This window comes from Nocardiopsis sp. YSL2 (assembly GCF_030555055.1).
Taxonomy (GTDB): Bacteria; Actinomycetota; Actinomycetes; order Streptosporangiales; family Streptosporangiaceae; genus Nocardiopsis.
Genome location: NZ_JAMOAO010000001.1, coordinates 5,741,525 through 5,764,205, shown reverse-complemented (window position 1 = coordinate 5,764,205; position 22,681 = coordinate 5,741,525). Strand labels below are relative to the sequence as shown.

General features: G+C 72.6%; 24 protein-coding genes. 11 read left to right on the top strand and 13 right to left on the bottom strand.

All coding sequences use genetic code 11. The features are described from left to right. The first annotated feature begins 5 nt into the window (after window positions 1-5). Both M1P99_RS25495 and M1P99_RS25490 read left to right on the top strand, forming a co-directional pair. Entirely contained in the window at window positions 6-1,109 is a 1,104-nt protein-coding gene (locus M1P99_RS25495) for an epoxide hydrolase family protein (RefSeq protein ID WP_304455121.1), read from the top strand. Window positions 1,110-1,181: 72 nt separating this feature from the next. Then, window positions 1,182-1,634 (top strand): DUF2784 domain-containing protein, encoded by a 453-nt coding sequence (locus M1P99_RS25490; RefSeq protein WP_304455120.1) that lies wholly within the window; start codon window positions 1,182-1,184, stop codon window positions 1,632-1,634. Here the strand turns inward: M1P99_RS25490 and M1P99_RS25485 are convergent. The 5 genes from M1P99_RS25485 to M1P99_RS25465 all read right to left on the bottom strand — a co-directional run bounded on the left by M1P99_RS25485 (window position 1,621) and on the right by M1P99_RS25465 (window position 7,029). Next, window positions 1,621-2,655: a LacI family DNA-binding transcriptional regulator gene (locus M1P99_RS25485; protein WP_304455119.1), complete on the bottom strand. Its 1,035-nt coding sequence runs from the start codon at window positions 2,653-2,655 to the stop codon at window positions 1,621-1,623. The two genes, M1P99_RS25490 and M1P99_RS25485, sit on opposite strands and share 14 nt — an antisense overlap. A 70-nt stretch (window positions 2,656-2,725) precedes the next feature. Next, the gene (locus M1P99_RS25480) at window positions 2,726-3,628 is read right to left on the bottom strand and encodes an NAD(P)-dependent oxidoreductase (protein ID WP_304455118.1); all 903 of its coding nucleotides are present in this window, start codon (window positions 3,626-3,628) and stop codon (window positions 2,726-2,728) included. A 49-nt stretch (window positions 3,629-3,677) separates the two neighbouring features. Beyond that, entirely contained in the window at window positions 3,678-4,523 is an 846-nt protein-coding gene (locus M1P99_RS25475; RefSeq protein ID WP_304455117.1) for a PmoA family protein, read from the bottom strand. 29 nt (window positions 4,524-4,552) lie between these two features. Next, the gene (locus M1P99_RS25470; protein ID WP_304455116.1) at window positions 4,553-5,722 is read right to left on the bottom strand and encodes a Gfo/Idh/MocA family protein; all 1,170 of its coding nucleotides are present in this window, start codon (window positions 5,720-5,722) and stop codon (window positions 4,553-4,555) included. After that, window positions 5,719-7,029 (bottom strand): Gfo/Idh/MocA family protein, encoded by a 1,311-nt coding sequence (locus M1P99_RS25465; RefSeq protein ID WP_304455115.1) that lies wholly within the window; start codon window positions 7,027-7,029, stop codon window positions 5,719-5,721. The genes M1P99_RS25470 and M1P99_RS25465 overlap by 4 nt, the downstream gene beginning before the upstream one ends. Before the next feature lie 447 nt (window positions 7,030-7,476). Between M1P99_RS25465 and M1P99_RS25460 the strand changes: the two genes are divergently transcribed. The 3 genes from M1P99_RS25460 to M1P99_RS25450 are packed head-to-tail and all read left to right on the top strand — an operon-like array spanning window position 7,477 to window position 10,676. Beyond that, complete coding sequence (locus tag M1P99_RS25460) at window positions 7,477-8,442, top strand: carbohydrate ABC transporter permease (RefSeq protein ID WP_304455114.1); 966 nt, start codon at window positions 7,477-7,479, stop codon at window positions 8,440-8,442. Continuing rightward, window positions 8,432-9,307 (top strand): carbohydrate ABC transporter permease, encoded by an 876-nt coding sequence (locus M1P99_RS25455; RefSeq protein ID WP_304455113.1) that lies wholly within the window; start codon window positions 8,432-8,434, stop codon window positions 9,305-9,307. The genes M1P99_RS25460 and M1P99_RS25455 overlap by 11 nt, the downstream gene beginning before the upstream one ends. Before the next feature lie 19 nt (window positions 9,308-9,326). Further along, the gene (locus M1P99_RS25450) at window positions 9,327-10,676 is read left to right on the top strand and encodes an ABC transporter substrate-binding protein (protein WP_304455112.1); all 1,350 of its coding nucleotides are present in this window, start codon (window positions 9,327-9,329) and stop codon (window positions 10,674-10,676) included. A gap of 87 nt (window positions 10,677-10,763) precedes the next feature. Here M1P99_RS25450 and M1P99_RS25445 read toward each other — a convergent pair whose 3' ends face one another. Further along, window positions 10,764-11,291 (bottom strand): GNAT family N-acetyltransferase, encoded by a 528-nt coding sequence (locus M1P99_RS25445; RefSeq protein WP_304455111.1) that lies wholly within the window; start codon window positions 11,289-11,291, stop codon window positions 10,764-10,766. A 42-nt stretch (window positions 11,292-11,333) separates the two neighbouring features. Between M1P99_RS25445 and M1P99_RS25440 the strand changes: the two genes are divergently transcribed. The 3 genes from M1P99_RS25440 to gdhA all read left to right on the top strand — a co-directional run bounded on the left by M1P99_RS25440 (window position 11,334) and on the right by gdhA (window position 14,560). Continuing rightward, window positions 11,334-11,897, top strand: a complete 564-nt coding sequence (locus tag M1P99_RS25440) for an XRE family transcriptional regulator (protein ID WP_304455110.1) — start codon at window positions 11,334-11,336, stop codon at window positions 11,895-11,897. A 58-nt stretch (window positions 11,898-11,955) separates the two neighbouring features. Continuing rightward, a complete protein-coding gene (locus tag M1P99_RS25435) occupies window positions 11,956-12,915 on the top strand; it encodes a DMT family transporter (RefSeq protein ID WP_304455109.1) in 960 nt (319 codons plus the stop codon). 274 nt (window positions 12,916-13,189) lie between these two features. Continuing rightward, window positions 13,190-14,560: an NADP-specific glutamate dehydrogenase gene (gene gdhA, locus M1P99_RS25430; protein WP_304455108.1), complete on the top strand. Its 1,371-nt coding sequence runs from the start codon at window positions 13,190-13,192 to the stop codon at window positions 14,558-14,560. 72 nt (window positions 14,561-14,632) lie between these two features. On the opposite strand, the gene M1P99_RS25425 is transcribed toward gdhA, so the two are convergent. After that, complete coding sequence (locus M1P99_RS25425) at window positions 14,633-16,594, bottom strand: AfsR/SARP family transcriptional regulator (RefSeq protein ID WP_304455107.1); 1,962 nt, start codon at window positions 16,592-16,594, stop codon at window positions 14,633-14,635. Between the two features lie 110 nt (window positions 16,595-16,704). Here M1P99_RS25425 and M1P99_RS25420 point away from each other — a divergent pair, with 110 nt between their 5' ends. Then, window positions 16,705-17,601: an alpha/beta fold hydrolase gene (locus tag M1P99_RS25420; RefSeq protein ID WP_304455106.1), complete on the top strand. Its 897-nt coding sequence runs from the start codon at window positions 16,705-16,707 to the stop codon at window positions 17,599-17,601. Here M1P99_RS25420 and M1P99_RS25415 read toward each other — a convergent pair. Beyond that, complete coding sequence (locus tag M1P99_RS25415; protein WP_304455105.1) at window positions 17,587-18,162, bottom strand: TetR/AcrR family transcriptional regulator; 576 nt, start codon at window positions 18,160-18,162, stop codon at window positions 17,587-17,589. The genes M1P99_RS25420 and M1P99_RS25415 overlap by 15 nt on opposite strands. A gap of 44 nt (window positions 18,163-18,206) precedes the next feature. On the opposite strand from M1P99_RS25415, the gene M1P99_RS25410 reads away from it, so the two are divergent. Together M1P99_RS25410 and M1P99_RS25405 are read left to right on the top strand one after the other, a co-directional pair. Then, entirely contained in the window at window positions 18,207-18,560 is a 354-nt protein-coding gene (locus M1P99_RS25410; RefSeq protein WP_304455104.1) for a darcynin family protein, read from the top strand. After that, window positions 18,560-19,318, top strand: a complete 759-nt coding sequence (locus tag M1P99_RS25405) for an SDR family NAD(P)-dependent oxidoreductase (protein WP_304455103.1) — start codon at window positions 18,560-18,562, stop codon at window positions 19,316-19,318. Before M1P99_RS25410 ends, M1P99_RS25405 begins: the two co-directional genes overlap by 1 nt. An 8-nt stretch (window positions 19,319-19,326) precedes the next feature. On the opposite strand, the gene M1P99_RS25400 is transcribed toward M1P99_RS25405, so the two are convergent. The 5 genes from M1P99_RS25400 to M1P99_RS25380 all read right to left on the bottom strand — a co-directional run bounded on the left by M1P99_RS25400 (window position 19,327) and on the right by M1P99_RS25380 (window position 22,662). Continuing rightward, the gene (locus M1P99_RS25400; RefSeq protein ID WP_304455102.1) at window positions 19,327-20,304 is read right to left on the bottom strand and encodes an aldo/keto reductase; all 978 of its coding nucleotides are present in this window, start codon (window positions 20,302-20,304) and stop codon (window positions 19,327-19,329) included. Window positions 20,305-20,566: 262 nt separating this feature from the next. After that, window positions 20,567-21,298: a DUF4287 domain-containing protein gene (locus M1P99_RS25395; RefSeq protein WP_304455101.1), complete on the bottom strand. Its 732-nt coding sequence runs from the start codon at window positions 21,296-21,298 to the stop codon at window positions 20,567-20,569. A 202-nt stretch (window positions 21,299-21,500) separates the two neighbouring features. Continuing rightward, complete coding sequence (crcB, locus tag M1P99_RS25390; protein ID WP_304455100.1) at window positions 21,501-21,884, bottom strand: fluoride efflux transporter CrcB; 384 nt, start codon at window positions 21,882-21,884, stop codon at window positions 21,501-21,503. Next, the gene (locus tag M1P99_RS25385) at window positions 21,881-22,213 is read right to left on the bottom strand and encodes a DUF190 domain-containing protein (protein ID WP_304455099.1); all 333 of its coding nucleotides are present in this window, start codon (window positions 22,211-22,213) and stop codon (window positions 21,881-21,883) included. Before M1P99_RS25385 ends, crcB begins: the two co-directional genes overlap by 4 nt. Continuing rightward, window positions 22,210-22,662, bottom strand: coding sequence for a CrcB family protein (locus M1P99_RS25380; protein ID WP_304455098.1), 453 nt, complete (start codon window positions 22,660-22,662; stop codon window positions 22,210-22,212). Before M1P99_RS25380 ends, M1P99_RS25385 begins: the two co-directional genes overlap by 4 nt. Window positions 22,663-22,681 lie beyond the last annotated feature (19 nt).

Below are 22,681 nucleotides of genomic sequence, written 5' to 3'. Positions count from 1 at the left end.
GGACCATGATCACGCCGTTCCGCATCGACATCCCCCAGGCCGACCTCGACGACCTGGCCGACCGCCTCGCCCGCACCCGCTGGCCCAACGAGGTGGCCGACGCCGGGTGGGACTACGGATTCCCCCTGGCACGGCTCCGGGACCTGGCCGAGTACTGGCGCACCGGCTACGACTGGCGCGCGCACGAGGCGCGGCTCAACGAACTGCCGCACGCCACCACCGAGATCGACGGCCAGAACATCCACTTCGTCCACGTGCGGTCCGCGAAACCGGACGCGCTCGCGCTGATCCTGACCCACGGCTGGCCCGGCTCGTTCCTGGAGTTCCTCGGCGTGATCGAGCCGCTCTCACGCGACTTCCACCTGGTGATCCCCTCCATCCCCGGCTACGGGTTCTCCGGGCCCACCCACGAGCGCGGCTGGGACATCGTCCGCATCGCCCGGGCCTGGGCCGAACTGATGTCGCGTCTGGGCTACGAGCGCTACGGCGCGCAGGGCGGCGACTTCGGCTCGGGCATCTCCACGGCCCTCGGCGCGGTGGCGCCCGAGCGGGTCGTCGGGGTGCACGTCAACTACCTGCCGACCCGGCCCGACCCGGACTCCGGCCTCGCGCTGTCGGCCGCCGACGAGGCCCGCCTGGACAAGGTCCGGCACCTGATGGCCAACCGGCCGCCCTACCAGGCACTGCAGGCCGCCACCCCGCAGACGGTCGGCTACGCGCTGACCGACTCCCCCGTCGGCCAGCTGGCCTGGATCGCCGAACGCTTCGCACAGTGGACCGACCCCCGCACGCCGGTCGACGACGAGCGCGTGCTCACCGACGTCTCCCTGTACTGGCTGACCGCCACCGCGGCCTCCTCCGCGCGGCTGCACCACGACGCCTCGCGGCGCACCGAGCCCTGCCCGGTACCGCTCGGCGTCGCGGTGTTCGCGCACGACATCACCCAGTCGGTACGACCGCTGGCCGAACGGCTCTACGACATCCGGCACTGGTCGGAGTTCGACCGCGGGGGCCACTTCGCCGCGATGGAGGTGCCCGAGCTGCTCGCCGAGGACGTCCGGGACTTCTTCCTCACCCTCACCGAGGACGGCGCCCGGGCCTCCGGCTGAGTACGGGTACTCAGCCCGCCCTGGGTTCGTGTGCGGATGTGGCGGCACGGGCCCCGAGGCTAGTTTCGGCGCATGACCCACCTCCTCATCGGCCACGCGGCCATGGTCCTGCACTTCGCGTTCTTCGGCTACGTCGTCCTCGGCGGCTTCCTGGCCTGGCGGTGGCCCCGGGCGCTGTGGCCGCACGTGGGCGTGGCCGCCTACGCGCTGGGCATCGTCATCATCGACTGGCCGTGCGTGCTGACCGAGGCCGAGAACTGGTCGCGGGCGGCGACCGGGCGCACGGTGATGGAGGCGGGCTTCATCGACTTCCACATCACCGGCACCCTCTACCCGCCCGAGCACCTGATGGCCTCGCGCGTGGTGATCGCGTGCGTCATCGCGCTGTCCTGGGCGGGCGCTGCTCTGGTGCGCGGAGGCCGCGACGGCGGGGGCGTCCGCCGATCCGGCCCCGGACACGAGGCGGCCCCGGGCGCGCGGACGCACCCGGGGCCGGCAGCCGGGACCCGGATCAGCCGGCCTTGACCGGCCCCGTGCTCTCGCGCTCGACGACCTCGCCCCTGACCGTCACCACACGCGGCTGCTCGGCGGGCTCGCCGTCCAGCGCCAGCTGTGCGGCCATCTCGCCCATCTCCTCCAGCGGCAGACGGACCGTGGTCAGGGCCGGGGTCAGGTCGCGCAGGGTGGGGATGTCGTCGAACCCGGCCACGGACAGGTCCTGCGGCACCCGCATCCCCAGGTCGCGCAGGGCCGCCATCGCACCGGTGGCCATGACGTCGTTGACCGCGAACAGGCACGTGGCGTCGGTACCGACCGCCATCAGCCTCCGGGTGGACTCGTAGCCGCCGTCGCGGGTGAAGGCCCCGTGCACCACGTTGTGGTGGGCCAGCTCCAACCCCGCACCCGAGAGCGCGGAATGGAACCCGTCCAACCGCTCGCGCGCGGTCTGCAGGTCGGTGGGTCCGGCCAGGATCGCGAACTCCCGGTGCCCCTGGGCGATGAGGTGCCGCGCCAGGTCCGCCGACCCGGTGTGGTTGTCGGGGGTGACGGTGTCGGCGGGCAGGCCCTCCTGGGACACGCACGCCACCCGCCCGCCCTGGCGGCGGAACATGGTGATCTCCTCGGCCAGGCGCCGATTGCTCTCCTCGTCGGTGGAGCGCGAACCCACCAGCACCACCGCGCGCGCCCGGTGGGCGCGCAGGGTGGCCAGGATGCGGCCCTCGTTCTGGGGGGAGTGGCTGGTGGTACCCAGGACCAGGACCAGTCCCTGCGCCTCGGTCTGCCTGGTGACACCGGCCGCGATCGAGGAGAAGTAGGGGTCGGCGATGTCGTGGACGATCAGGCCCACCAGCGAGCTGCTGTTGCGGGCCAGGGTCTGCGCGGAGGCGTTGGCCAGGTAGCCCAGTTCCTGGGCGCTGGCCGTGACCTTGTCCCGGAGTTTCTGGCTCACCTGCCGGGTACTGCCGTTGATGACCCTCGAAGCCGTGGCCAGGGACACCCCGGCGTGTTCGGCGACCTGCTCCAACGTCACGTAACCGGAGTTCACGCCGCTTCCTCTCCTGCTGCGCGCCACTGGAAAACTCTTTCCTCTCTAGCGTAGCGGAGCACGCGTGTGGTCAGCGGCGTTCGAGCCGGTCCCGGACCTCGGCGGACACCTGTTCGCGCCAGGTGCGGGTGGGGTTCCAGCCCAGTGCCTCGCGGGCCGCGCGCGAGCTGAAGACGGCCCCGCCGTCGGCCAGCGCGGCGGCGTGCTCGGCCGTGGCGGGGTGGTACTTCGGCAGCAGCGCGTCCACCGGGCCCAGGGCCAGGGGGTCGGCGGCCATGGCGTTGAACACCTGGCCGCCGCTGACGCGGTCCGGGTTCTCGATCACCAGCGCGAACAGCTCGCCGGCGTCACGGGCGTCGACGTAGTTGAACAGGGAGGTGGCAGCCAGGGCTGGGTCGGCCAGCCGTTCGGCGATGGTGTGGCCCTGCTGGGTGAGCGCGCCCTGCCACTCCTCCGGTGCCACGACGTAGCCGGGGCGCAGGCACGTCATCGTGCAGGTCCGGGCGGTGCGCGCCAGAGCCGCCACGGTCTGCTCGATGAAGGCCTTGCTCAGCCCGTAGGCGTGCCAGGGCGTGACCGGGTGCTCCTCGTCCAGGGGCAGGTAGGCGGGCCGCCACGAGGGGGTGTTGTACCCGTAGACGGTCGGGCTGGAGGCGGCCACCGCGGACCGGGCGCCGTGGGCCTCGGCCGAGGACAGTACCGCCCAGGCCAGGCGGGCGTTGACGCTGATGGTGTCCAGGTCGGGGCTGGCGAAGGGGACGGCGATCCCGGCCAGGTGGACGACGGCCTCGGGGCGGGCGCGGGCGAAGACGTCCTCCCGTTCGGCCCTCACCAGCAGGTCGGCGGTCATCCCGTCGGTGCCGGGCGGCGGCGGGGCGGTGTCCACGGAGGTGACGGTGTGGCCGCGATCGGTGAGGGTGGCCACGACACTGCGGCCGAGCCTTCCCGAGCCGCCGGTGACGAGAACGCGCATGGAGTCGTCTTCCTAGTGCTGGTGGATGTGGTGGGGGACGGGGTGGGCGTCAGGCCAGTGACCGGGCGGCCTTGGCCAGGGCGGCGGGGTCGGCGGCGTGCCCGTCGTGGACCGCGGTGCGCAGGCCCCGGTGCAGCGCGGCGTCCGCGGGCAGGGGCAGGCGGGTGTCCCAGGCCAGGGCGGGGCCGACCCCGGGGTACTCCTGGACGCGCAGGAACCAGGGGTCGGTGTCGGGGCCGGTCTGGAGGAAGACCAGCGTCCAGGGGGCCGCGTCGGCGTTCCCGGCCAGGGCCAGCCACTCGGCGCGGGACCCGTGCAGGGCCTGCTCTCCTTCCAGCCCGTGGGGGCCGGTGCACACCGGCGGGGTGAGAGCGCGGGGCGCCCGCCAGAACAGGCCGCCGTACCCGGCTCCGGGGCGGCCGTTGGTGGCGGGGCTGCCCACGCTCAGGTCGCGGCCGGAGGTGTTGTGCAGCCGCACCGCCACCTCCAGTACCCAGGTGTGCTCGTCCAGGTCCAGCAGGCGCGTGGTGCGCTCCTCGCGCAGCAGTTCGGCGCCATCAGGGTCGGTCCACGACAGGACCTCGACCTGGCGGTCGTCCTCGCGGGCCAGCCACCGCACGTGTTCCTGGCGCCCGTGGTTGTCGAGCAGGACCGACCCGCGGTCGGGGGTGAAGGTGCGCCCGCCCCAGAAGCTGGTGCCGGACACGTCGGGCACGGCCACGCTCACACCGAAGTGGTGCAGGTGGTCGTCGGGCCGCTCCTCGGTGACCACGGTGCCGGACTTGGTGCGGACCGGGTGCAGGTAGGGGCGGGGGGACAGGACGGGTTCGATGTCGGTGCCGTCCTGGCGGCTGGCCAGGACGGTGCTGCCGAGTGCGAGGTCGACGGTACTCATGGGGTCGGGGTCCTCCGGGTGGCCGCGCTTCAGGAACCGGTGGCCGTCTGCGACCGTGCGGCGGGGTAGCGGGCGGGGTCGAGTTCGCTGAACAGGGACAGGGTCTGGGAGCTGCGGTGGATGAGGGCGTCGATGCCGTCGATGATCCGGCGCGTGCCCTCGGGGGTGCGGGTGACCTCCTGGTGGTCCTCGGGCAGCGGGGCGGGGTCGGGGGCGGTGCGGACCGCCTCCAGGACGTGCATGAACGCGCGGGTGGCCGCGGGCGGCACGATGAGCGGGGTGCCGTCGCGCAGGTGGTCGACCAGGTTCTCCAGCAGCGGGGTGCGCGGGTGGGTGGTGGTGGTCGGCGCCTGGCCGGGGCGGTGCACCGTGACGCGGTCCAGGGTGTAGTCCAGGTCGATCCGGCCGAGGTCGCCGTGCACGATCAGGCGCGGCGGCTCGCTGTGGGTGGCGCACAGGGTGACGGCCACCGTGATGGTGGTGCCGTCCGCGGTGCGCAGGCGCAGGCAGGAGGTGTCGTCGCTCTCGATGGGGTGGGCGTGGAACAGGTCCAGTTCCACGCTGCGCGGTGCCTGCTCCCCGGCCCCGGCCACGGCCAGGGCGGTGGCGACGGCGTGCGCGAAGGGGTTGGTCAGGGCCCCGTCGACCACGTCGCGGCCCGCGAGGCGGCGGCGTCCGGCCCAGGGGGCGCGGTCGTAGTAGGTGGAGGTGCGCACCCACGTGCCCTGTCCGCCGATGCCGCGCAGCCGGCCGATGGTGCCGTCGGCGATCATCCGCCGCACCTCGGCCACCGCCTGTGAACCCAGGCTCTGGAAGCCGATCTGGCAGGCCAGCCCCGAGTGCTCGGCGACCTGGGTGAGCTCCTCGAACTCGGCCAGGGTCGCGGTGGTGGGCTTCTCCAGGAGCACGTGGGAGCCGTGCTCCAGGGCCGTGCGCGCCAGCGGCAGGTGGGTGTGGATGGGCGTGACCAGGAGGGTGATCCGGGCACCGGTGGCGTCGATGGCCTCGCCCAGGTCGGTGTGGAAGGGCAGGGGGCCGTGTCCCTCGAGGTCGTCGTCGGGCTCGGGCGGGCGCTGGTCGCACACGCCGACCAGGCGGACCAGCCCGGCCGCCACCGATGCGCGCAGGGCGCGCAGGTGGTGGCGGCCGTGGCCGTGCAGCCCGACCAGGAGGACGGGGACGGGGGCTGGGGCGCTCATGCCTCTTCCTTGAGCAGGTCGGCGACGGTGACGGGGGCGCCGGAGGCGATGGAGGCGTTGGCGGCCAGGCCGGTGAGCAGGGCGTTGCCGCCGTCGGCGTGGTCCGGGCGCACGCCGTCGTCGGCTCCGGAGAACAGGGAGTCGAGCATGACCTGGTCGCCTCCTCCGTGCGGGCCCTCGCCGACGGCGACGGGGATCTCCTCCGGCGGCTGCCAGTGGCGGCGCAGCCACAGGCGGGCCTCGGAGTGGTCCTTGGGAGCGGGCATGCCGCGCACGGGGGTGTTCTCGTCCTGCTCGGGCGAGGTGTACTCGAACTCGGTCATGTCCAGCTCCAGGCGGCCGCGGCTGCCGGTGAAGGAGATGCGGTAGCCCTCCCAGGGCGCGTAGGCGACCAGGTGGTAGCTCAGCCGCGCGCCGGTGTCGTAGCCGACCAGCACCGACATGTCGTCCTCGATGGTGATACCCGGTCCGAACACGTTGAGGTCGCGCCGGTAGCCGTCCTCGTGTTCGGCGTCCAGGTACAGCGCGGTCAGGTCGGGGCTGTCGCTCATGTGCAGGGCGAAGGGGTCGCTCTCCGCGGCGGCGGCTTGGTGGCCGCGCTCGTACTGCGCGCCCAGTCCGTGGCGGCGGGCGTTGTCGGGGCCGTAGAAGAACAGGCCGCCCTGGGCGAAGACCTGGGTGGGGCGGGCGCCGATCCACCAGTTGACGAGGTCGAAGTGGTGGCTGGCCTTGTGGACGAGCAGACCGCCGGACTGGGACTTGTCGCGGTGCCAGCGGCGGAAGTAGTCGGCGCCGTGGCGCAGGTCGAGCAGCCACTCGAAGTGGACCGAGCCGATCTCGCCGATGGCTCCGGAGGACAACAGGTCGCGGACCTGGCGGTGGACGGGGTTGTAGCGGTAGTTGAAGCCCACCGTGACGCGGCGGCCGGTGCGGAGCTGGGCCTCGTTGATGCGGCGCAGCCCCTCCAGGTCGGCGGTCATGGGCTTCTCGGTGATCGCGTCGACGCCGGCGTCCAGGGCGGCCACGACGTAGTCGGCGTGGGTGCGGTCGACGGTGCACACGATGACCTCGTCCACGCGCTCCTCGCGCAGCATGCGGGAGAAGTCCTCGGCGGCGTAGGTGGGCACCGGGTCGAGGCCGGCGTCGGTGGCGATGCGGTTGTGCACGGCCATCCGAGTGCTGTTGGTGTCACACAGTGCGACGAGTCTTCCCTGGTCACGGTGGGTGCCGGTGAGGGCCCGGGTGTACATCCGAGCGCGGGACCCGGTTCCGACGATGGCGTACCTGCGTAGAGTGGTGTCGTTCACAACCAACATGGTAAACGCTTTCCTACTGCCAGGACAAGAGGACCCCCACCCCGTCGGGGCGGGCCGTCACCTGGCCATCCGATCCCCCTGAGTGTTTATAACGTGCCACAGGGTGACGATGACGTGAGGAATGGGCGCGTGGGGCTCGGATTCATCGGGATTCCCGCGCGGAAATCAGCGTCGCCCCGGTAACGATCCGGGGTGTAGATGGCATTCAGGGGGAAACGAGTCGTTGACACCCATGAAACCCGGTGCTAGAAACTGAACATCCTAGTACGTGGATAGCGCTTACCAAGTCGGTTGTCGCTGATCCGGCCCGTGTTCTCGGACACGTTCCACGCACTTCACCGTGTCCCTCCAGCGAGATTGGCGGTCTCCAGTCATGAAACCAGGCCCGAACGTGCTCGCCGCCACCGCGGCGGCCGCCCTCCGGGGTGGTGGAACGCCGTGAGCGCGCTGCTCCAGCGCAGGCCCAAGGCGGACCCCGTCGCGGCCGCGCCCGCCGCCAGGACCAAGCCCAGCGCCGGGAACCAGGGCGCCAAGCGGCGCGAGAACCTCGCGGCGTACGGCTTCCTGGCCCCGTGGTTCGTCGGACTGCTCTTCATCACCGCGGGCCCCCTGCTGGCCTCCCTGTACTTCTCCTTCACCGACTACAACCTCATCGGCGAGCACAGCTGGGTCGGCCTGGAGAACTACTCCCGCATGCTCGAGGACGAGCGGCTGCACAACTCCCTGCGGGTCACCTTCGTCTACGTCTTCGTCTCGGTGCCGCTCCAGCTGGCGCTCGCGCTGGCCCTGGCGATGGTCCTGGACCGGGGCGTACGCGGGCTGCCGCTGTACAGGTCGGTCTACTACCTGCCCTCCCTGCTGGGCGGCAGCGTCGCGATCGCCATCCTGTGGCGCCAGGTCTTCGGCGCCAACGGCCTGATCAACCAGGTCCTGGGCTTCTTCGGCATCCAGGGCGAGGGGTGGGTCTCCCACCCCGACTACGCCCTGGGCACCCTGATCGTGCTCAACGTGTGGACCTTCGGCGCGCCCATGGTCATCTTCCTGGCCGGCCTGCGCCAGATCCCGCGCATGTACTACGAGGCCGCCTCGGTCGACGGCGCCGGCCCGCTGTACAAGTTCTGGCACATCACGGTCCCGCTGCTCACGCCGATCATCTTCTTCAACCTGGTCCTGCAGATCATCAACGCGTTCCAGACGTTCACGCAGGCCTTCATCGTCAGCGGCGGTACCGGCGGCCCGTCCGACTCCACGATGTTCTACACGCTCTACCTCTACCAACGCGGCTTCGGGTCCTTCGAGATGGGCTACGCCTCGGCGATGGCCTGGCTGCTGCTCATGATCATCGGAGGATTCACCGCGGTGAACTTCCTCGCGTCCAAGTACTGGGTCTTCTATGGCGACTAAGACGACGGCCCCCGCGACCACGCAGGAGCGCTCCCGGGCCGCACGCACACGACGGCTGATCATCCACATCGGACTGATCGGGTTCGGGCTCATCATGCTCTACCCGCTGCTGTGGATGCTCGCCAGCTCCTTCAAGCCGACCGCGGAGATCTTCCGGGCCCCCGGCCTGATCCCCGAGACCTTCACCCCGGGCAACTACACCGAGGGCTGGACGGCACTGCAGTTCCCGTTCCACCACTACCTGCTCAACTCGGCGATCGTGGTGGCCGGGGCGATCGTGGGCAACCTCATCGGGTGCTCGATGGCGGCCTACGCCTTCGCGCGGCTGGAGTTCCGGGGCAAGCGGCTCTTCTTCGCCGTCATGCTGGCCACCATCATGCTGCCGATCCACGTCGTGATCGTGCCGCAGTACATCCTCTTCGCCGAGATCGGGTGGATCAACACCTTCCTCCCGCTGATCGTGCCCAAGCTCCTGGCCACCGACGGGTTCTTCATCTTCCTGATGGTCCAGTTCATCCGCGGCCTGCCCAAGGACCTGGACGAGGCGGCCCGCATCGACGGCTGCGGACACGTGCGGATCTTCTTCCGGATCATCCTGCCGCTGTCGCTGCCGGCCCTGGCCACCACCGCGATCTTCACCTTCATCTGGACCTGGAACGACTTCTTCAGCCAGTTGATCTTCCTCACCAGCCCGGACATGTACACCGTGCCCGTCGCGCTGCGCACCTTCGTGGACTCCAGCTCCCAGACGTCCTGGGGTCCGCTGTTCGCCATGTCGGTGATCGCCCTGGGGCCTGTGTTCGGCTTCTTCCTCGCCGGACAGAAGTACCTGGTCAAGGGCATCGCCACCACCGGAATCAAATAGTCGAAGGGACATTACGACCATGCGTGCAAACCCTGGCAGCGGGCGCCCCCAGGCCCGTGACCTCAGCTCTGACGGGCGCCTACGGCGCCGCCCCCTGCTCAAGATCGCGGCCGGCGTCGGTGCCGTGGTCCTGGCCGCCACCGCCTGCGGCGGCGGTTCCTCCTCCGAGGACGGCGTGGTCGAACTGCGCTTCTCCTGGTGGGGCGCGGACGACCGCCACGCGGTCACACAGCAGGTCATCGAGGAGTTCGAGGCCGCCAACCCCGACATCCGCATCGTCGGCGACTACACCGACTGGTCCTCCTACTGGGACCGCCTGGCCACGAGCACCGCGGCCGGTGACGCGCCCGACATCATCACGCAGGAGGAGCGGTACCTGCGTGAGTACGGGGACCGCGGTGCCCTGGCCGACCTGAGCCAGTTGGACTCGCTCGACCTGTCGAAGATCGACCCGCTGGTGGCCGAGAGCGGCGACATGGACGGCCAGACCTACGGTGTGGCCACCGGCGTGAACGCGTACACGATCATGGCCGACACCGAGGCCTTCGAGGCCGCGGGCGTCGAGATGCCCGACGACGACTCCTGGAGCTGGGACGACTACGTCGACCTGGCCACGGAGATCTCCGAGACCACCGACGGGGAGGTCGTCGGTACCCAGAGCATGGCCTACAACGAGGCGGGCTTCCAGATCTTCGCCCGCCAGAAGGGCGAGTCCCTCTACAACGAGGACGGCACGCTCGGCTACTCGCAGGAGACGCTGACCGAGTGGTTCTCGATCACCCAGCGCCTGCTGGAGGCCGAGGCCCAGCCCTCGGCGTCCGAGAGCGTGGAGATCGAGGCGCTGGGCCCGGACGGCTCGGTGCTGGCCACCAACTCCGGTGCCATGGCGCACTTCTGGACCAACCAGCTCGGCCAGCAGACCGAGACCTCCGGCCACGAGATCGAGCTGCTGCGCTACCCCGGTGAGAGCACCGAGGACCGGAGCGGCATGTACTTCAAGCCGGCCATGTTCTACTCCATCTCCGCCGGGTCCGAGCACCCGGAGGAGGCGGCCCGGTTCGTGGACTTCCTCGTCAACAGCAACGAGGCGGCCGAGTTGATCCTGGCCGACCGCGGCCTGCCCGCCAACATCGACGTGCGCGGGCACATCGTCAGCCAGCTGCCCGAGGCCGACGCCCGCAGCGCGGTGTTCCTGTCCGACATCGAGGGCACGATCGAGGACGGCAACCCGCCGCCGCCGATCGGCGCCGGTGAGGTCGTCAACATCATCAAGCGGGTCTCCGACGAGATGGGCTTCGGTGACCTGACGCCCGAGGAGGCCGCTGAGCAGTTCACCGAAGAGGTGGAGGCGGCCACGCAGGGAGGCTGATCCTTCGTACGCGACGGGCCCGGCGGGAGCTGACAGCGCTCCCGCCGGGCCCGTCGCCTGTGCGGTGGCCGGGGCCCCTCCGTGTGCTCACGCGGTGTCGGCGTGGGCGTCCAGGCGGAGCTGGGCCCACGCCACGTCGTGCCAGGCGCCGCTCTTGTGGCCGATCTCGCGCAGGACGCCGACGGGCTCGAAGCCCAGGGCCCGGTGCAGCCCCTGGCTGGCGTCGTTGGGCAGCGTCATGCCGGCCAGGGCGGTGTGCATCCCGCGCTCGGCCAACCGGGGGAGCAGGACCTCGTAGAGGGCGCGGCCCGCGCCCGTGCGGCGCCGGCCGTGTTCGAGGTAGACGCTGACCTCGCAGGACCACCGGTAGGCGGCGCGGGCGCGGAAGGGTGCTCCGTAGGCGTAGCCCACCACCCGCCCCCGGTCCTCAAGGACCAGCCAGGCGTGCTCGCGTTGGGCGTCGGCGATGCGCCGGGCCATCTCCTGGGCGGTGGGCGGCTCGTACTCGAAGGTGGTCGAGGTGTCGGTGACGTAGGGGGCGTAGATCGCCGCGCACGCCTGCGCGTCCGCGGCGGTGGCGTCCCGTACGTGGCCCTTGAGGAGTGTGGTGTCCATGCGTCCACCATAGTGGATGGTTTTTTGCACTATAGTCAACGTATGAGTGACGCACTGGGTTCGGCCCTGGCTACCACACTGCGCGGTCTGCGCAGATCGCGCGGCCTGTCCGGCGCCGCCCTCGCCGACCGCTCGGGGGTCTCGCGGGCGATGATCAGCAAGGTCGAGCGCGGCGAGACGCAGCCGACCGCGCAGCTGCTCGGACGGCTGTCCGCCGCGCTGGGCATGAGCCTGTCGGAGCTGGTGGCCAGGGCCGAGCAGGGGGAGCGGCGGCTGGCGCGCCGCTCGGAACAGCCGGTGTGGACCGACCCTGTGACCGGCTACCGGCGCCGGGCGGTCACCCCCACCGCGGGCGGAGCGCTGGAGCTGGTGGAGGTCGAGCTCCCCCCGGGGGCGGAGGTCTCCTACCCGGCCGACTCCTACCGCCACCTCCACCACCAGATCTGGGTGCTGGAGGGCCGGCTGGCCTTCCAGGAGGGAGACGACCTGCACGATCTCGGCCCGGGGGACTGCCTGCAGATCGGCGCACCGGTCCCGTGCGTGTACCGCAACGCCGGCGAGCACACGTGCCGCTACCTGGTGGCGCTGGCCCGACGGGAGACCTGAGTACCGCCCCGCCGTATGATCTGGTCCGGTCATCCCGTCTGGAGCCCCGGAGGTCGCCGTGTCCGTGGAACCCGTGCGCCACCGCGCCTCGGGACTGGCGTTCGCGCTGGCCGCAGCGCTGTTCTTCGGTGGGGCCGGGGTGGCCGCCCGCCCCCTGCTGGACGCCGGGATGGATCCGCTCCAGGTCACCTGGCTGCGCCTGGCCGGAGCCGCGCTGCTGCTGGCACCGCTGGCGCTCCTGCACTGGCGGCTCGTGGTGCGGCGGCCGCTGCTGGTCGTGGCCTACGGGGTGTTCCCGATGGCCGGTGTCCAGGCCCTGTACTTCGCGGCCGTGGACCGGATCCCGGTGGGCATCGCGCTGCTGATCGAGTTCCTGGGTCCCGTGCTGTTGCTGGTGTGGTTCCGCCTCGTGCGACGCACCCGGGTGGCCCCGGCCGCCGCGGTGGGCGTGTTCCTGGCGGTGCTCGGTCTCGGCCTGCTGTTGGAGGTCTGGGCGGGGATGAGCCTGGACCCCGTCGGCGTGGGGCTCGCGCTGGGCGCGGCCGCGGCGCAGGTGGGGTTCTTCCTGCTCTCGGACGCCGCGGGGGAGGACGCGGACCCGCTGGCCGTGATCGCCCTCGGGTCGCTGGTGGCGGCGGTGCTGCTCGCCGTCCTCGCGCGGCCGTGGACGATCCCGTGGGTGACGCTGGCCGACCCGCTGCCGATCGGCGGGGCTCAGGTGCCCGGCTGGGTGATCGCGCTGTGGCTGGCCCTGGTGTGCACGGCGATGGCCTACTTCGCCGGGGTGAGCGCGGTGCGTCGGCTCTCGCCGCAGGTCGCCGGGGGCGTGGCCTACCTGGAAGTGGTGACCGCGATCGTCCTGGCGTGGGTGCTGCTGGGCGAGGCGCTGGGCACCGCGCAGATCGTGGGAGCGGTCGTCATCGTGGCGGGCGCCTTCATCACCCAGACGGCGGTGCCGTCAGGGCCCGCACCGGGTGGTGGGAAGGAGCCCGGGCTCGTGGCGGCGGACGCGGACTGAGCGCCGGGGCAGGTGTCCGGCGCCGTCGTCACGCCCACCGCTGGAGCGGAGCTGTCCAGGGAGTGTCCGGTGCGCTGCGGCGGACCGCCGCGTAGGTGGGAAGCGGGAAGGCGCGTGGGTGGAGGGCATCCGGCCGAGGGCTGAGCGACCTGGGCGTGTAACGTCGACGAAACATACTTCGTCCCCTCCCCGGGGACACGACCGCACGCCACCGCACGGCCTCGTCGCGGCCCGCCCGGCCGGGACGACGGCTCCGAAAGGGGACCCTTCACGTATGTCCGCTGACATCGAGTCCGCTCTCGACAACCACCACCCGGGAGTGCGTTCGGCCTTCGAACACGTGGTACGCCGCAACCCGGACGAGCCCGAGTTCCAGCAGGCGGTTCTGGAGGTCCTGGACAGCCTGTCCCCGGCCCTGTCCCGGCACCCCGAGTACGCCCGCGAGCGGATCCTGGAGCGCCTGTGCGAGCCCGAGCGCCAGATCGTCTTCCGTGTCCCCTGGCGTGACGACCAGGGCCGTGTGCACGTCAACCGGGGCTTCCGGGTGGAGTTCAACAGCGCGCTGGGCCCCTTCAAGGGCGGTCTGCGCTTCCACCCCAGCGTCAACCTCGGCGTGGTCAAGTTCCTGGGCTTCGAGCAGATCTTCAAGAACGCGCTGACAGGGATGAGCATCGGCGGCGGCAAGGGCGGCAGCGACTTCGACCCCAAGGGGCGCTCGGACGCCGAGGTGGAGCGGTTCTGCCAGTCCTTCATGACCGAGCTCCACCGCCACCTGGGCGAGCACACCGACGTGCCCGCCGGGGACATCGGTGTCGGGGGCCGGGAGATCGGCTACCTGTTCGGGCAGTACCGGCGCCTGTCCAACCGGTGGGAGGCCGGCGTCATCACCGGCAAGGGCCTGGACTGGGGCGGCTCGCGGGTGCGCACCGAGGCCACCGGGTACGGGAACGTGCTGTTCACCCAGCGGATGCTGGAGCGCGTGGGCCGGAGCCTGGACGGCCAGCGCGTGGTGGTGTCGGGCTCGGGCAACGTGGCGATCTACTCGGTGGACAAGGCCCGCCAGCTCGGCGCGACCGTGGTCGCCTGCTCCGACTCCACCGGCTACGTCGTGGACGAGCACGGAATCGACCTCGACCTGCTCAGGCAGGTCAAGGAGGTGGAGCGGGAGCGGATCAGCGCCTACGCCGACCGGCGGCCGGGCGCGCGCTACGTGGAGGGCGGCAGCGTGTGGGACGTGCCCTGCACCGTCGCGCTGCCCTCGGCGACGCAGAACGAGCTGGACGCCGACGCGGCGCGGACCCTGGTCCAGGGCGGCGTCAAGGTGGTCTCCGAGGGTGCGAACATGCCCACCACCCCCGAGGCCGTGCGGGTGCTGCGGGAGGCCAAGGTGCTGTTCGCCCCGGGCAAGGCGGCCAACGCCGGCGGGGTGGCCACCAGCGTGCTGGAGATGCGGCAGAACGCGCGGCGCACCTCGTGGTCCTTCGAGCACACCGAGCAGGAGCTGGCCGAGGTGATGGCCGACATCCACGACCGCTGCGAGGAGGCGGCCGAACGCTACGGGGCGCCCGGCGACTACGTGCTGGGCGCGAACGTGGCGGGCTTCGAACGGGTGGCGGGCGCCATGCTCGCCCAGGGGCTGGTCTGACCGGTTCCGCATGCCCGCGGGCGCCGCTCGGGCGCGACCGGCCGGGGAGACGGGCGGGGCCGCCGCCCCGGTTCAGCGGCGGTCCAGGGCGGCGCCGAGTGCGTCGAGGTGGTCGCCGACCGGTCCCAGGGTGAGGACGCCGCTGCCCGCTCCGGCCAGTTCCGCCGAGGCCGGGGCGAGCGCGTCACGGGCGCGCCGCATCGCGGTGTGGTCGCCGAGCAGGAGGGCCGCCCGGCCGGTCAGGCACCACAGTGCCTCCATCAGCAGGTCCGCGGGCGGGTCCGGGACCCGGCGCAGCGCCGCGGCGGCCTCCGCGGTGCGGTCCTGGGCCAGCAGTACCAGGGGGCGTGCCCACGGCTCGTAGGGGCCCCAGTCGGTGGACTCGCCGGTCGGCGCGGGCAGGCCGTGCCGCTGGCGCAGGCATAGCAGTGCCAGGGCCGGCAGACCGGCGGCCAGGCCGGGCATGCCCGAGCCGTCCAGGTGCGCGGCGGCCTCCCGGAGGGCGGCCTCGGCCGTGTCGTAGGGCACCCGGTCGTCACCGGCCAGGCGCATCGCCCGGTACCACCGGGTGAACACGTCCGCCAGCGGTCGTTCGTGCCGCGCGGCCAGGCGGTCGACCTGTGCCGCGTGGGTGTCGGCCCCGGGCGGGTCGTTCAGTGCGGAGCGCGCCTGGAGGCGGATCAGGTGGCCCAGGACCTCGAATCCGGCCAGGCCGTGCCGGGTCGACAGCTCGATCAGCTCCGCGCCGACGGCGTCGCGCTCGGGAGCCCGGCCGGTGCGGTCGAAGCTCTGCATGAACACACCGTTGAGCGTGAAGGCCAGCAGGGCGGCGTCGCCCAGGCGGCGGGCGATCCGCTCGGCCTCGCGGGCGGCGTGGCGGGCGCGCGCGGAGCCGGTGCCGCGCGACTCCAGGGCGATGGTGGCCAGCAGGCGGGCGCGGACCGCCTCGTGGCCGTGTGCGGGCAGGGCGTGCAGTGCACGCTCGGCGGCGGCCACCACCCGGGCGGCCTGCGCGGGGTCGTCGGAACGGGTCCAGATCGCGGGTACGTCGTAGGCGCCGATGACGCGCGCGGTCAGTTCCGGGTCGCCCAGCTCCTCGGCGGCCGCGATGGCGGCGGTGCGCTGCCGACGGGCCTCCTCCAGGCCGTCGGCGCCGGTCACCGCGAGTTGGCGCAGCAGGCCCACGGTCGACTCCAGGCGTGCACGGGAGCCGGCGGCCACGGTGCGGTCGAAGGCGGCGCTGGCCCGGGCCCACACGTGCTCGGGCGCGGTGTCGGGGGAGAGGTGGTCGGCGTGGTGGAGCACGTCCTGCTCCAGGCGGCGCAAGCGCGGCCCCGGGTCCACGCCCAGCTGTTCGACCAGGAGCGTGCGCGCCCGCCGCAGCACCGCCAGCGCGTCGCCCTGGCGGCCGGACCGGTACAGGGCCAGGGCGAGCAGGCGCCAGGCGTCCTCCCGCCAGGGGTGCTCGGCGGTGTGGGCGTCCAGGTCGGCGACGGCCTCGGCGGCCCGCCCCAGGTCGAGCCGGGCCTGGCCGTACTGTTCGACGGCGTGCAGGCGCAGTTCCGTCAGGCGGGTGCGCTCGGCCCTGGTCCAGGGCTCGGCGGCGAAGTCGGCGTAGGCGGGGCCGCGCCACCGTTCCAGGGTCCGCCGCAGGTGTTCGAGCCGGGCGGGGGCGGGCAGCGCGTCGGCGTCGGCCACCTCCCGTTCGAAGCGCCAGGCGTCCACCGTGTCCGCGCCGGCGCGCAGGGCGTAGCCGGGACCCTCGGTCACGATCAGCCGGGCGGGTGCGCGCGGCTCACGCCGCGGCTCCAGTGCCCGTCGCAGGGCCGCCACGAAGGTGCGCACCGCCGAGACGGCGCCCGGGGGCGGGTCGTCCCACAGGTCGGCGACGAGGCGGTCGACGGGCACGACCCGGCGGCGGGCCAGCACGAGCCGGGCCAGGACCGCGCGGTGCCGCGGCCCCTTGAGCGCCACGGGTTCGCCCTGCCCGTCCCAGGCCGCGACCGGTCCCAGAACCCCGAACTCGACCTCCACGGTCCACCTTCCGTCTCGGACTCCGCCCCCGGTGGGGCGTGCTCATCGGTTGCTCATCCGTGACGGGCACGCTGCACGTACCGGTTCGTCGACGAAGGAGAAGAAGAACCATGATGCCTGCCGGATTCGGGTACCAGAGCGTCGGTGTCGCGGACGGGGTGTCGCTGCGTGCGGCCGTGGGCGGGGAGGGGCGCCCCGTGGTGCTGCTGCACGGCTTCCCTCAGACCCACCTGATGTGGCGGCATGTCGCCGCGGACCTGGCCGCCGACCACACGGTGATCTGCCCCGACCTGCGCGGCTACGGTGACAGCGACAAGCCCGCCGAGGACGGCGACGGCAGCGCCTACTCCAAGCGGACCATGGCCGCCGACGTCGTCGCCCTGGCCCGCGCGCTGGGGCATGAGCGCTTCGCGCTGGCCGGGCACGACCGCGGGGCGCTGGTGGCCCTGCGCGCCGGGCTCGACCACCCCGGGACCGTCACCCACCTGGCCTGCCTCGACGTCCTGCCGACCCTGGACATGTGGGAGGTGCTGCACGGTGCCGATGCCGCGGTGGCCTTCCACCTGTACCTGATGGCCCAGCCGCCGGGGCTGCCCGAACGGATGATCGCCGCCGACGCCGACGCGTTCTTCGGCCACTTCCTCGACCTGTGGGCGAACGACGCGGGGGCGATCCCCGGCGAGGTGCGCGCCGCCTACCTGGACGCCTGCCGAGCAGCGGTGCCCTCGATCGTGGCCGACTACCGGGCCTCGGCCGGTGTGGACATCGACCACGACCGCGCCGACCGGGACGCCGGACGCCGCCTGGAGATGCCGGTGAGCGTGCTCCAGCAGGACTGGGGCGCCGCTCTGGGCTACGACGCGGCGGCGGTGTGGGCGCGGTGGGCGTCGGACCTGCGCCACTCGACCGTGGCCAGCGGCCACTTCATGGCCGAGGAGGACCCGGCCGGGGTGGTCGAGGCTCTGCGCGAGCTGCTCGACCGCGAGGCTGTGTCAGTGCCGGTGTGAGAGCGTCACGGTGGCGATGAGCGCCTCGGCCGCGGCGTCCACGCGCGTGCGGTCACCTGAGACGAAGTAGTCGAGCGCGAGTCCCTTCAGTCCTGAGACGAGCGCGGTGGCACGGGCGGACGCCTCGGGGGCGGGAAGGCCGAGCTCCCGGGTGAGCGCGGTGGCGGCCGAGTCGATCCACTCGCGGTGGGCGTCGGCGGCCACCGCGCCGTAGTCCTCCGGCCGGTGTACGGCGAGCGCCATGACCTCGAGCATGAGGCGTACACGGGGGGCCTGGGCCCGGTCGTCGGTCATCTGCTCCCACAGGCCGCGAGCGAACTCGCTCAGCTCGTGGCCTCTGACGGAGGCGAACAGCGTGTCCAGGTCGGGGCGGCTCACGCGGAGTATCCGGGTGACCAGTTCGTCCTTCGAGCCGAAGTAGTGCATCAGCATGCGGTCGCTCGTTCCCAGGGCCCGGGCGAGCGGACGGAGTGAGAGGTTCGCGAGCCCGTGCTGGGCGGCGTAGTCGAAGGCGCCGGCGAGCAGCTCGTCTCGGCGCTGTTCATCACGTGGGCGGGACACGGAGGTAATTGTAGCACTCGCAACACTTATGGCATGATGACCGCATGAGTGAAGCGAGTGCTACAGAAACTGTCCGGTACTGCGCGGTCGTCCGCCTGACCGCCCTGGCGCCATGGCTTCGACTGACCGCCGCCGAACGGGGAGCGGTGGTCGCCGACAAGGTGGTGCCGCTCCTGGCGGCACATCCGGGCGTGCGGCTGCGCTGGATCGATGTCGAGTCGTTCACCGCCGACTGCTCGGACATCGTCATCGCCGAGTGCGCCGACCCGCGCGCCTGGAACCGCTGCTTCGAGGATCTGCGCGACACCGTGCTGTTCACGGTGCCCTACTTCCGGCTCGACGGCCTCCACGTCGGTATCGAAGAGGGGCACCGCGACGCGGCGGGGGAGGCGGCCTGATGCCGGAGTCCCGCCGTATGGCGACACGGGGCGCGCGGATCCTCGTCACGGGAGGCACCAGCGGGTACGGGCGGGCCCTGGCGATGGAGTTCGCCGGGCGCGGCGCCGAGGTCATGGTCGTCGGCCGCGACGCGGAACGCCTGGCATCGGCGCAAGGCGCGGGGCTGGCCGCGGTACGGGCCGACCTCACCGTGCCCGCCGACCGGCGCACCGTCCTCGAGGCCGTGCGCGACCGGTTCGGCGGGCTCGACGCGGTGGTGCACAGCGCCGCCGTGCAGACGCCCATCGACCTGGTGACGGACACCCCGCAGAACGCGCGTCACCTCATCGAGAGAGAAATCGACGCCGATCTCATCGCGCCCCTGGCGTTCACCGTCGAGGCGCTGCCGCTGCTCGGGCAGGGGCAGGGCGGCCGAGTCGTGTTCGTCACGAGCACGCTCGCGTTCGCTCCGAAGCGCAGTGCACCCGCCTACTGCGCGGCGAAGGCCGGGCTGACCGCGTTCGCCCTCTCACTGCGGTCCCAGCTGCGCAACGACGCTCCGCGGCTCCGCTCGGCCGTGGTCACCCTGCCGCTCGTGGACACCCCGATGACCGAGGGCCGCGCTCAGCGCACCATGCCGGCCCCGGAAGCGGCCCGGCGTACCGTACGTGCGCTGGAGCGCGGCGCGGAGGACATCGACATCGGGGTGGCCCGCGTGTTCCGCCTGCTGCACCGGATCGTGCCCCGAACGGCCATGCGCATCACACGCGACTCATGAACCTCAGGTCACCACAGGTGGTGGACCTGGGGGCGGATGAGATCGTCGTAGACCTCGCGCACGCGTGCGAGGGTGGCCTCGTCCAGCGGAGGCAGCTGCTCGGCGGCCGCGTTGCCGTGGGCCTGGGCGGCGTTGCGGGCACCGGGGATGACCACGCTGACACCCTCCTGGTCCAGGATCCAGCGCAGCGCGAACTGGGCCATGGTGGCGCCCTCGGGCACCAGGGGGCGCAGCCGCTCGACGGCGGCCAGCCCGGTCGCGAAGTCGACGCCGGAGAAGGTCTCGCCCTTGTCGAAGGCCTCGCCCTGGCGGTTGAAGGTGCGGTGGTCGTCGGAGCCGAACGTGGTGTCGGCGGTGTAGCGGCCGCTGAGCAGTCCGCTCGCCAGGGGCACGCGCGCGATGATGCCCACCCCGGCCTCGCGGGCGGCGGGCAGGACCTGCTCCAGGGGCTTGAGGCGGAAGGCGTTGAGGATGATCTGGACGGTGGCCACGTTGGGACGGGCGATGGCGGCGAGCGCCTCCTCGCAGGTCTCCACCGACACCCCGTAGGCCTTCATCCTGCCCTCCTCGACCATGCCGTCCAGGTCGTCGAAGACGGCGTCGGTGGCGATGACCGCCGGGGGCGGGCAGTGCAGCTGGACGAGGTCGAGTGTGTCCACGCCGAGGTTGCGGCGGGAGTCGTCGTTCCAGGCGCGGAAGTTGCCGGGGTTGTAGTTGCCGGTCTCCTGGGGCAGGCGGCGGCCCATCTTGGTGGCCACGGTCAGGTGCGGGTACTCCTTGAGGAGCCGTCCGACGAGCTGCTCGCTGCGCCCGTCGCCGTAGACGTCGGCGGTGTCGACGAAGGTCACACCGTCCTCCACCGCGGCGTGCAGGGCGGCCATGGCGTCGTTCTCGCTGACCTCGCCCCAGGCGGATCCGATCTGCCAGGCGCCGAAGCCGACGGCACCGACGGGTGTGCGTGTACGGCCGAGTTCGCGTGTCTCCATGACCGATGATCCTATGCCCGGTGGGAGCGCTCCACCGACACCGGACCTGGCCATGGGCCCGGCCGGCCCCGGTGCGCGCTGACGGGGCGCCACGGCGACCCGCCCCGGACGTGTGCGGTGGATGCTGCCCGTCTCGCGCGGCGCCGGGCACGACGGCGGGCGCGTGGTCTTCGACGGCACGCCCGCCGACCCGGTGGCGGACGGTGACACCCTGACCGCCCGCCACCTGCGCGCCCACCTGGGCGTGCAGGTAGCGGGCGTGTCAGCGCGGGTCCTGTTCCAACAGGGCCTTGAGCCGGCCCAGCCGGTCCTTCCACACCGCCTTGGACCGCGCGGCCCGTTCGGCGTCGGCGAGCCGGGAGTGCTCCACGGCGACCACGGTCTTGCCTCCGCCCTTGGCCGTGAACTCGAAGGCCAGCCGGGTGCCGGCGTCGAAGTCCGCGCGCAGCCGCTTGGGGGCGGTGGCCGTGCGCACCGAGAAGCCGTGGCCCTCCAGCCAGCGCGCGCGCTCGGCCTCCTCCGCCACGGCCGCGAAGGCCCGTTCGGCGGGAACGTCGATGGTCCTGCTCGCACCGCAGGCGAACCCGTCCTTCTTCTGGCCGGGTACGCGCAGTCCGCGGGCCTGCTCGTAGGCGACGGTGACGGTCTGGGCCCACCAGCCGCCGACGCCGTGCTCCCGGACGAGCCACGCGGCCATCTCGGCGTGGGTGTACCGGGTGGCGCCCCAGGCGTCGAGGAGGTCGAACCACTGTCGGTAGTCGCGCCCGGTGCCGCGGCGCAGGGCCTCGTCCGAGACGCGGCTGCTGATCGCCGCGGTCGTGGACTCCGGCGCGGCCGGGCGTTCGGTGGAGGGTTCGGCGGACGCGGGCGCGGGCTCCGGGGCGGGGGTCTCCTCGCCGCGGCCGACGAGGTGGGAGCGTGCGGTGGTGTAGCTCTCCCCGGTCTTGTCCATCCGGGTGCGCACGGCCTGCTTGAAGGACTTCTGCCTGGTCATGACGGCTCCTCGGCGACAGCGACGAAAGCCCACGCCCTCCTCGCCCGCCGGTGGGCACCTCATGCCGGCGTCCCGAGGACCCGAAGTCCCCTTTGCCCCCGTCGGTGCCGACGGCGTGGGCGTCGAAGCCGGAGGTTGGGCGCGGGACCGCGCCGTTCACCAGATTACCCCGTCGGCGCCCTGGGCTCCAGCGCCTCGCGGATCACCCCAGCAGGGCCAGCCCGGTGATCCAGCCCAGGGCCGCGGCGGCCAGGCCCGCCACGACGGTCAGCCCCACGTTGAGGACGGCGTAGGCGCGGGCTCCGGACTCGGTGAGGCGGAGGGTCTCGTAGCTGAGCGTGCTGAAGGTGGTCAGCGCTCCGCAGAAGCCGGTGCCCAGTGCGGCGGTCGCCGCGCCCGGCAGGGCGCCCGACGCCGCGGCGGACAGCACGAGGCCGAGGACCAGGGAGCCGGTGGTGTTGACGGTGAAGGTGCCCCAGGGCAGGACCGACGGGCCCAGGGACTGGATGTACCGGTCGACGAGGTAGCGGCCGACGGCGCCCAGGGCCGAGCCCGCCGCCACGGCCACCGCGATCGCCGCGCTCACCGCTCGGCGTCCCGGGGGCGCACGATCTCGACCTCGTCCAGCGTGACCAGGCCTGCGGTGACCAGGCCGTCCAGCTCGGGCAGGAAGGCGCGCACGCGTTCGGCCGCGTCGACGACGACCACCGCCACGGGCAGGTCCTCCGACAGCGACAGGATCCTGGTGGTGTGGACGCGGTGGGTGGCGCCGAAGCCCTCGATGCCGTGGAAGACGCTGGCGCCGGCCAGTCCGGCGGCGTGCGCGCGGCGCACGACCTCGGTGGACAGGGGCTTGCCGCGCCAGGTGTCGCTGTCACCGACGTAGACGGTCAGCCGCAGGGCCGTGCTGGTCATCGGGTGTCCTTCCTCGATGGACGGGCGGAGCGTGCCCGGCGCCGGGCGGCCAGGGCGCGTGTCAGTGCCATACCCGCCCAGACCGCCGCCAGAGCGCAGGCCGGCGTGGCGAGCAGGTAGGCCAGGGCGGTGCCGGGGGCACCGGCCCCGACCAGGCCGACGATGTCGACGGCGTAGGTGGAGAAGGTGGTGAAGCCGCCCAGGACGCCCACGCCGAGGAAGGGGCGCAGCAACCGGTGGGGCCGGGCGACCTCGGTGACGAGCACGACCAGGGCGCCCATGGCGAAGGAGCCGACGACGTTCTCCGCGAAGGTCGACCAGGGGAACGCGGCTCCGTCGTGGGGCATCAGGACAAGCAGGGCGTAGCGGGCGCTGCCGCCCAGGGCGCCGCCCGCGGCGACGGCCAGCAGGGTGTCCCCGGTACCGCGCCATCTCGGACGGCCGGTCAATGCGCTCTCCCTCCCAGGC

Coding starts and splice junctions, on each gene's coding strand:
- M1P99_RS25495 (WP_304455121.1), top strand. CDS start 6: ATGATCACGCCGTTCCGCATCGACATCCCCCAGGCCGACCTCGACGAC.
- M1P99_RS25490 (WP_304455120.1), top strand. CDS start 1,182: ATGACCCACCTCCTCATCGGCCACGCGGCCATGGTCCTGCACTTCGCG.
- M1P99_RS25480 (WP_304455118.1), bottom strand. CDS start 3,628: ATGCGCGTTCTCGTCACCGGCGGCTCGGGAAGGCTCGGCCGCAGTGTC.
- M1P99_RS25475 (WP_304455117.1), bottom strand. CDS start 4,523: ATGAGTACCGTCGACCTCGCACTCGGCAGCACCGTCCTGGCCAGCCGC.
- M1P99_RS25470 (WP_304455116.1), bottom strand. CDS start 5,722: ATGAGCGCCCCAGCCCCCGTCCCCGTCCTCCTGGTCGGGCTGCACGGC.
- M1P99_RS25455 (WP_304455113.1), top strand. CDS start 8,432: ATGGCGACTAAGACGACGGCCCCCGCGACCACGCAGGAGCGCTCCCGG.
- M1P99_RS25450 (WP_304455112.1), top strand. CDS start 9,327: ATGCGTGCAAACCCTGGCAGCGGGCGCCCCCAGGCCCGTGACCTCAGC.
- M1P99_RS25445 (WP_304455111.1), bottom strand. CDS start 11,291: ATGGACACCACACTCCTCAAGGGCCACGTACGGGACGCCACCGCCGCG.
- M1P99_RS25440 (WP_304455110.1), top strand. CDS start 11,334: ATGAGTGACGCACTGGGTTCGGCCCTGGCTACCACACTGCGCGGTCTG.
- gdhA (WP_304455108.1), top strand. CDS start 13,190: ATGTCCGCTGACATCGAGTCCGCTCTCGACAACCACCACCCGGGAGTG.
- M1P99_RS25420 (WP_304455106.1), top strand. CDS start 16,705: ATGATGCCTGCCGGATTCGGGTACCAGAGCGTCGGTGTCGCGGACGGG.
- M1P99_RS25410 (WP_304455104.1), top strand. CDS start 18,207: ATGAGTGAAGCGAGTGCTACAGAAACTGTCCGGTACTGCGCGGTCGTC.
- M1P99_RS25405 (WP_304455103.1), top strand. CDS start 18,560: ATGCCGGAGTCCCGCCGTATGGCGACACGGGGCGCGCGGATCCTCGTC.
- M1P99_RS25400 (WP_304455102.1), bottom strand. CDS start 20,304: ATGGAGACACGCGAACTCGGCCGTACACGCACACCCGTCGGTGCCGTC.
- M1P99_RS25395 (WP_304455101.1), bottom strand. CDS start 21,298: ATGACCAGGCAGAAGTCCTTCAAGCAGGCCGTGCGCACCCGGATGGAC.
- M1P99_RS25385 (WP_304455099.1), bottom strand. CDS start 22,213: ATGACCAGCACGGCCCTGCGGCTGACCGTCTACGTCGGTGACAGCGAC.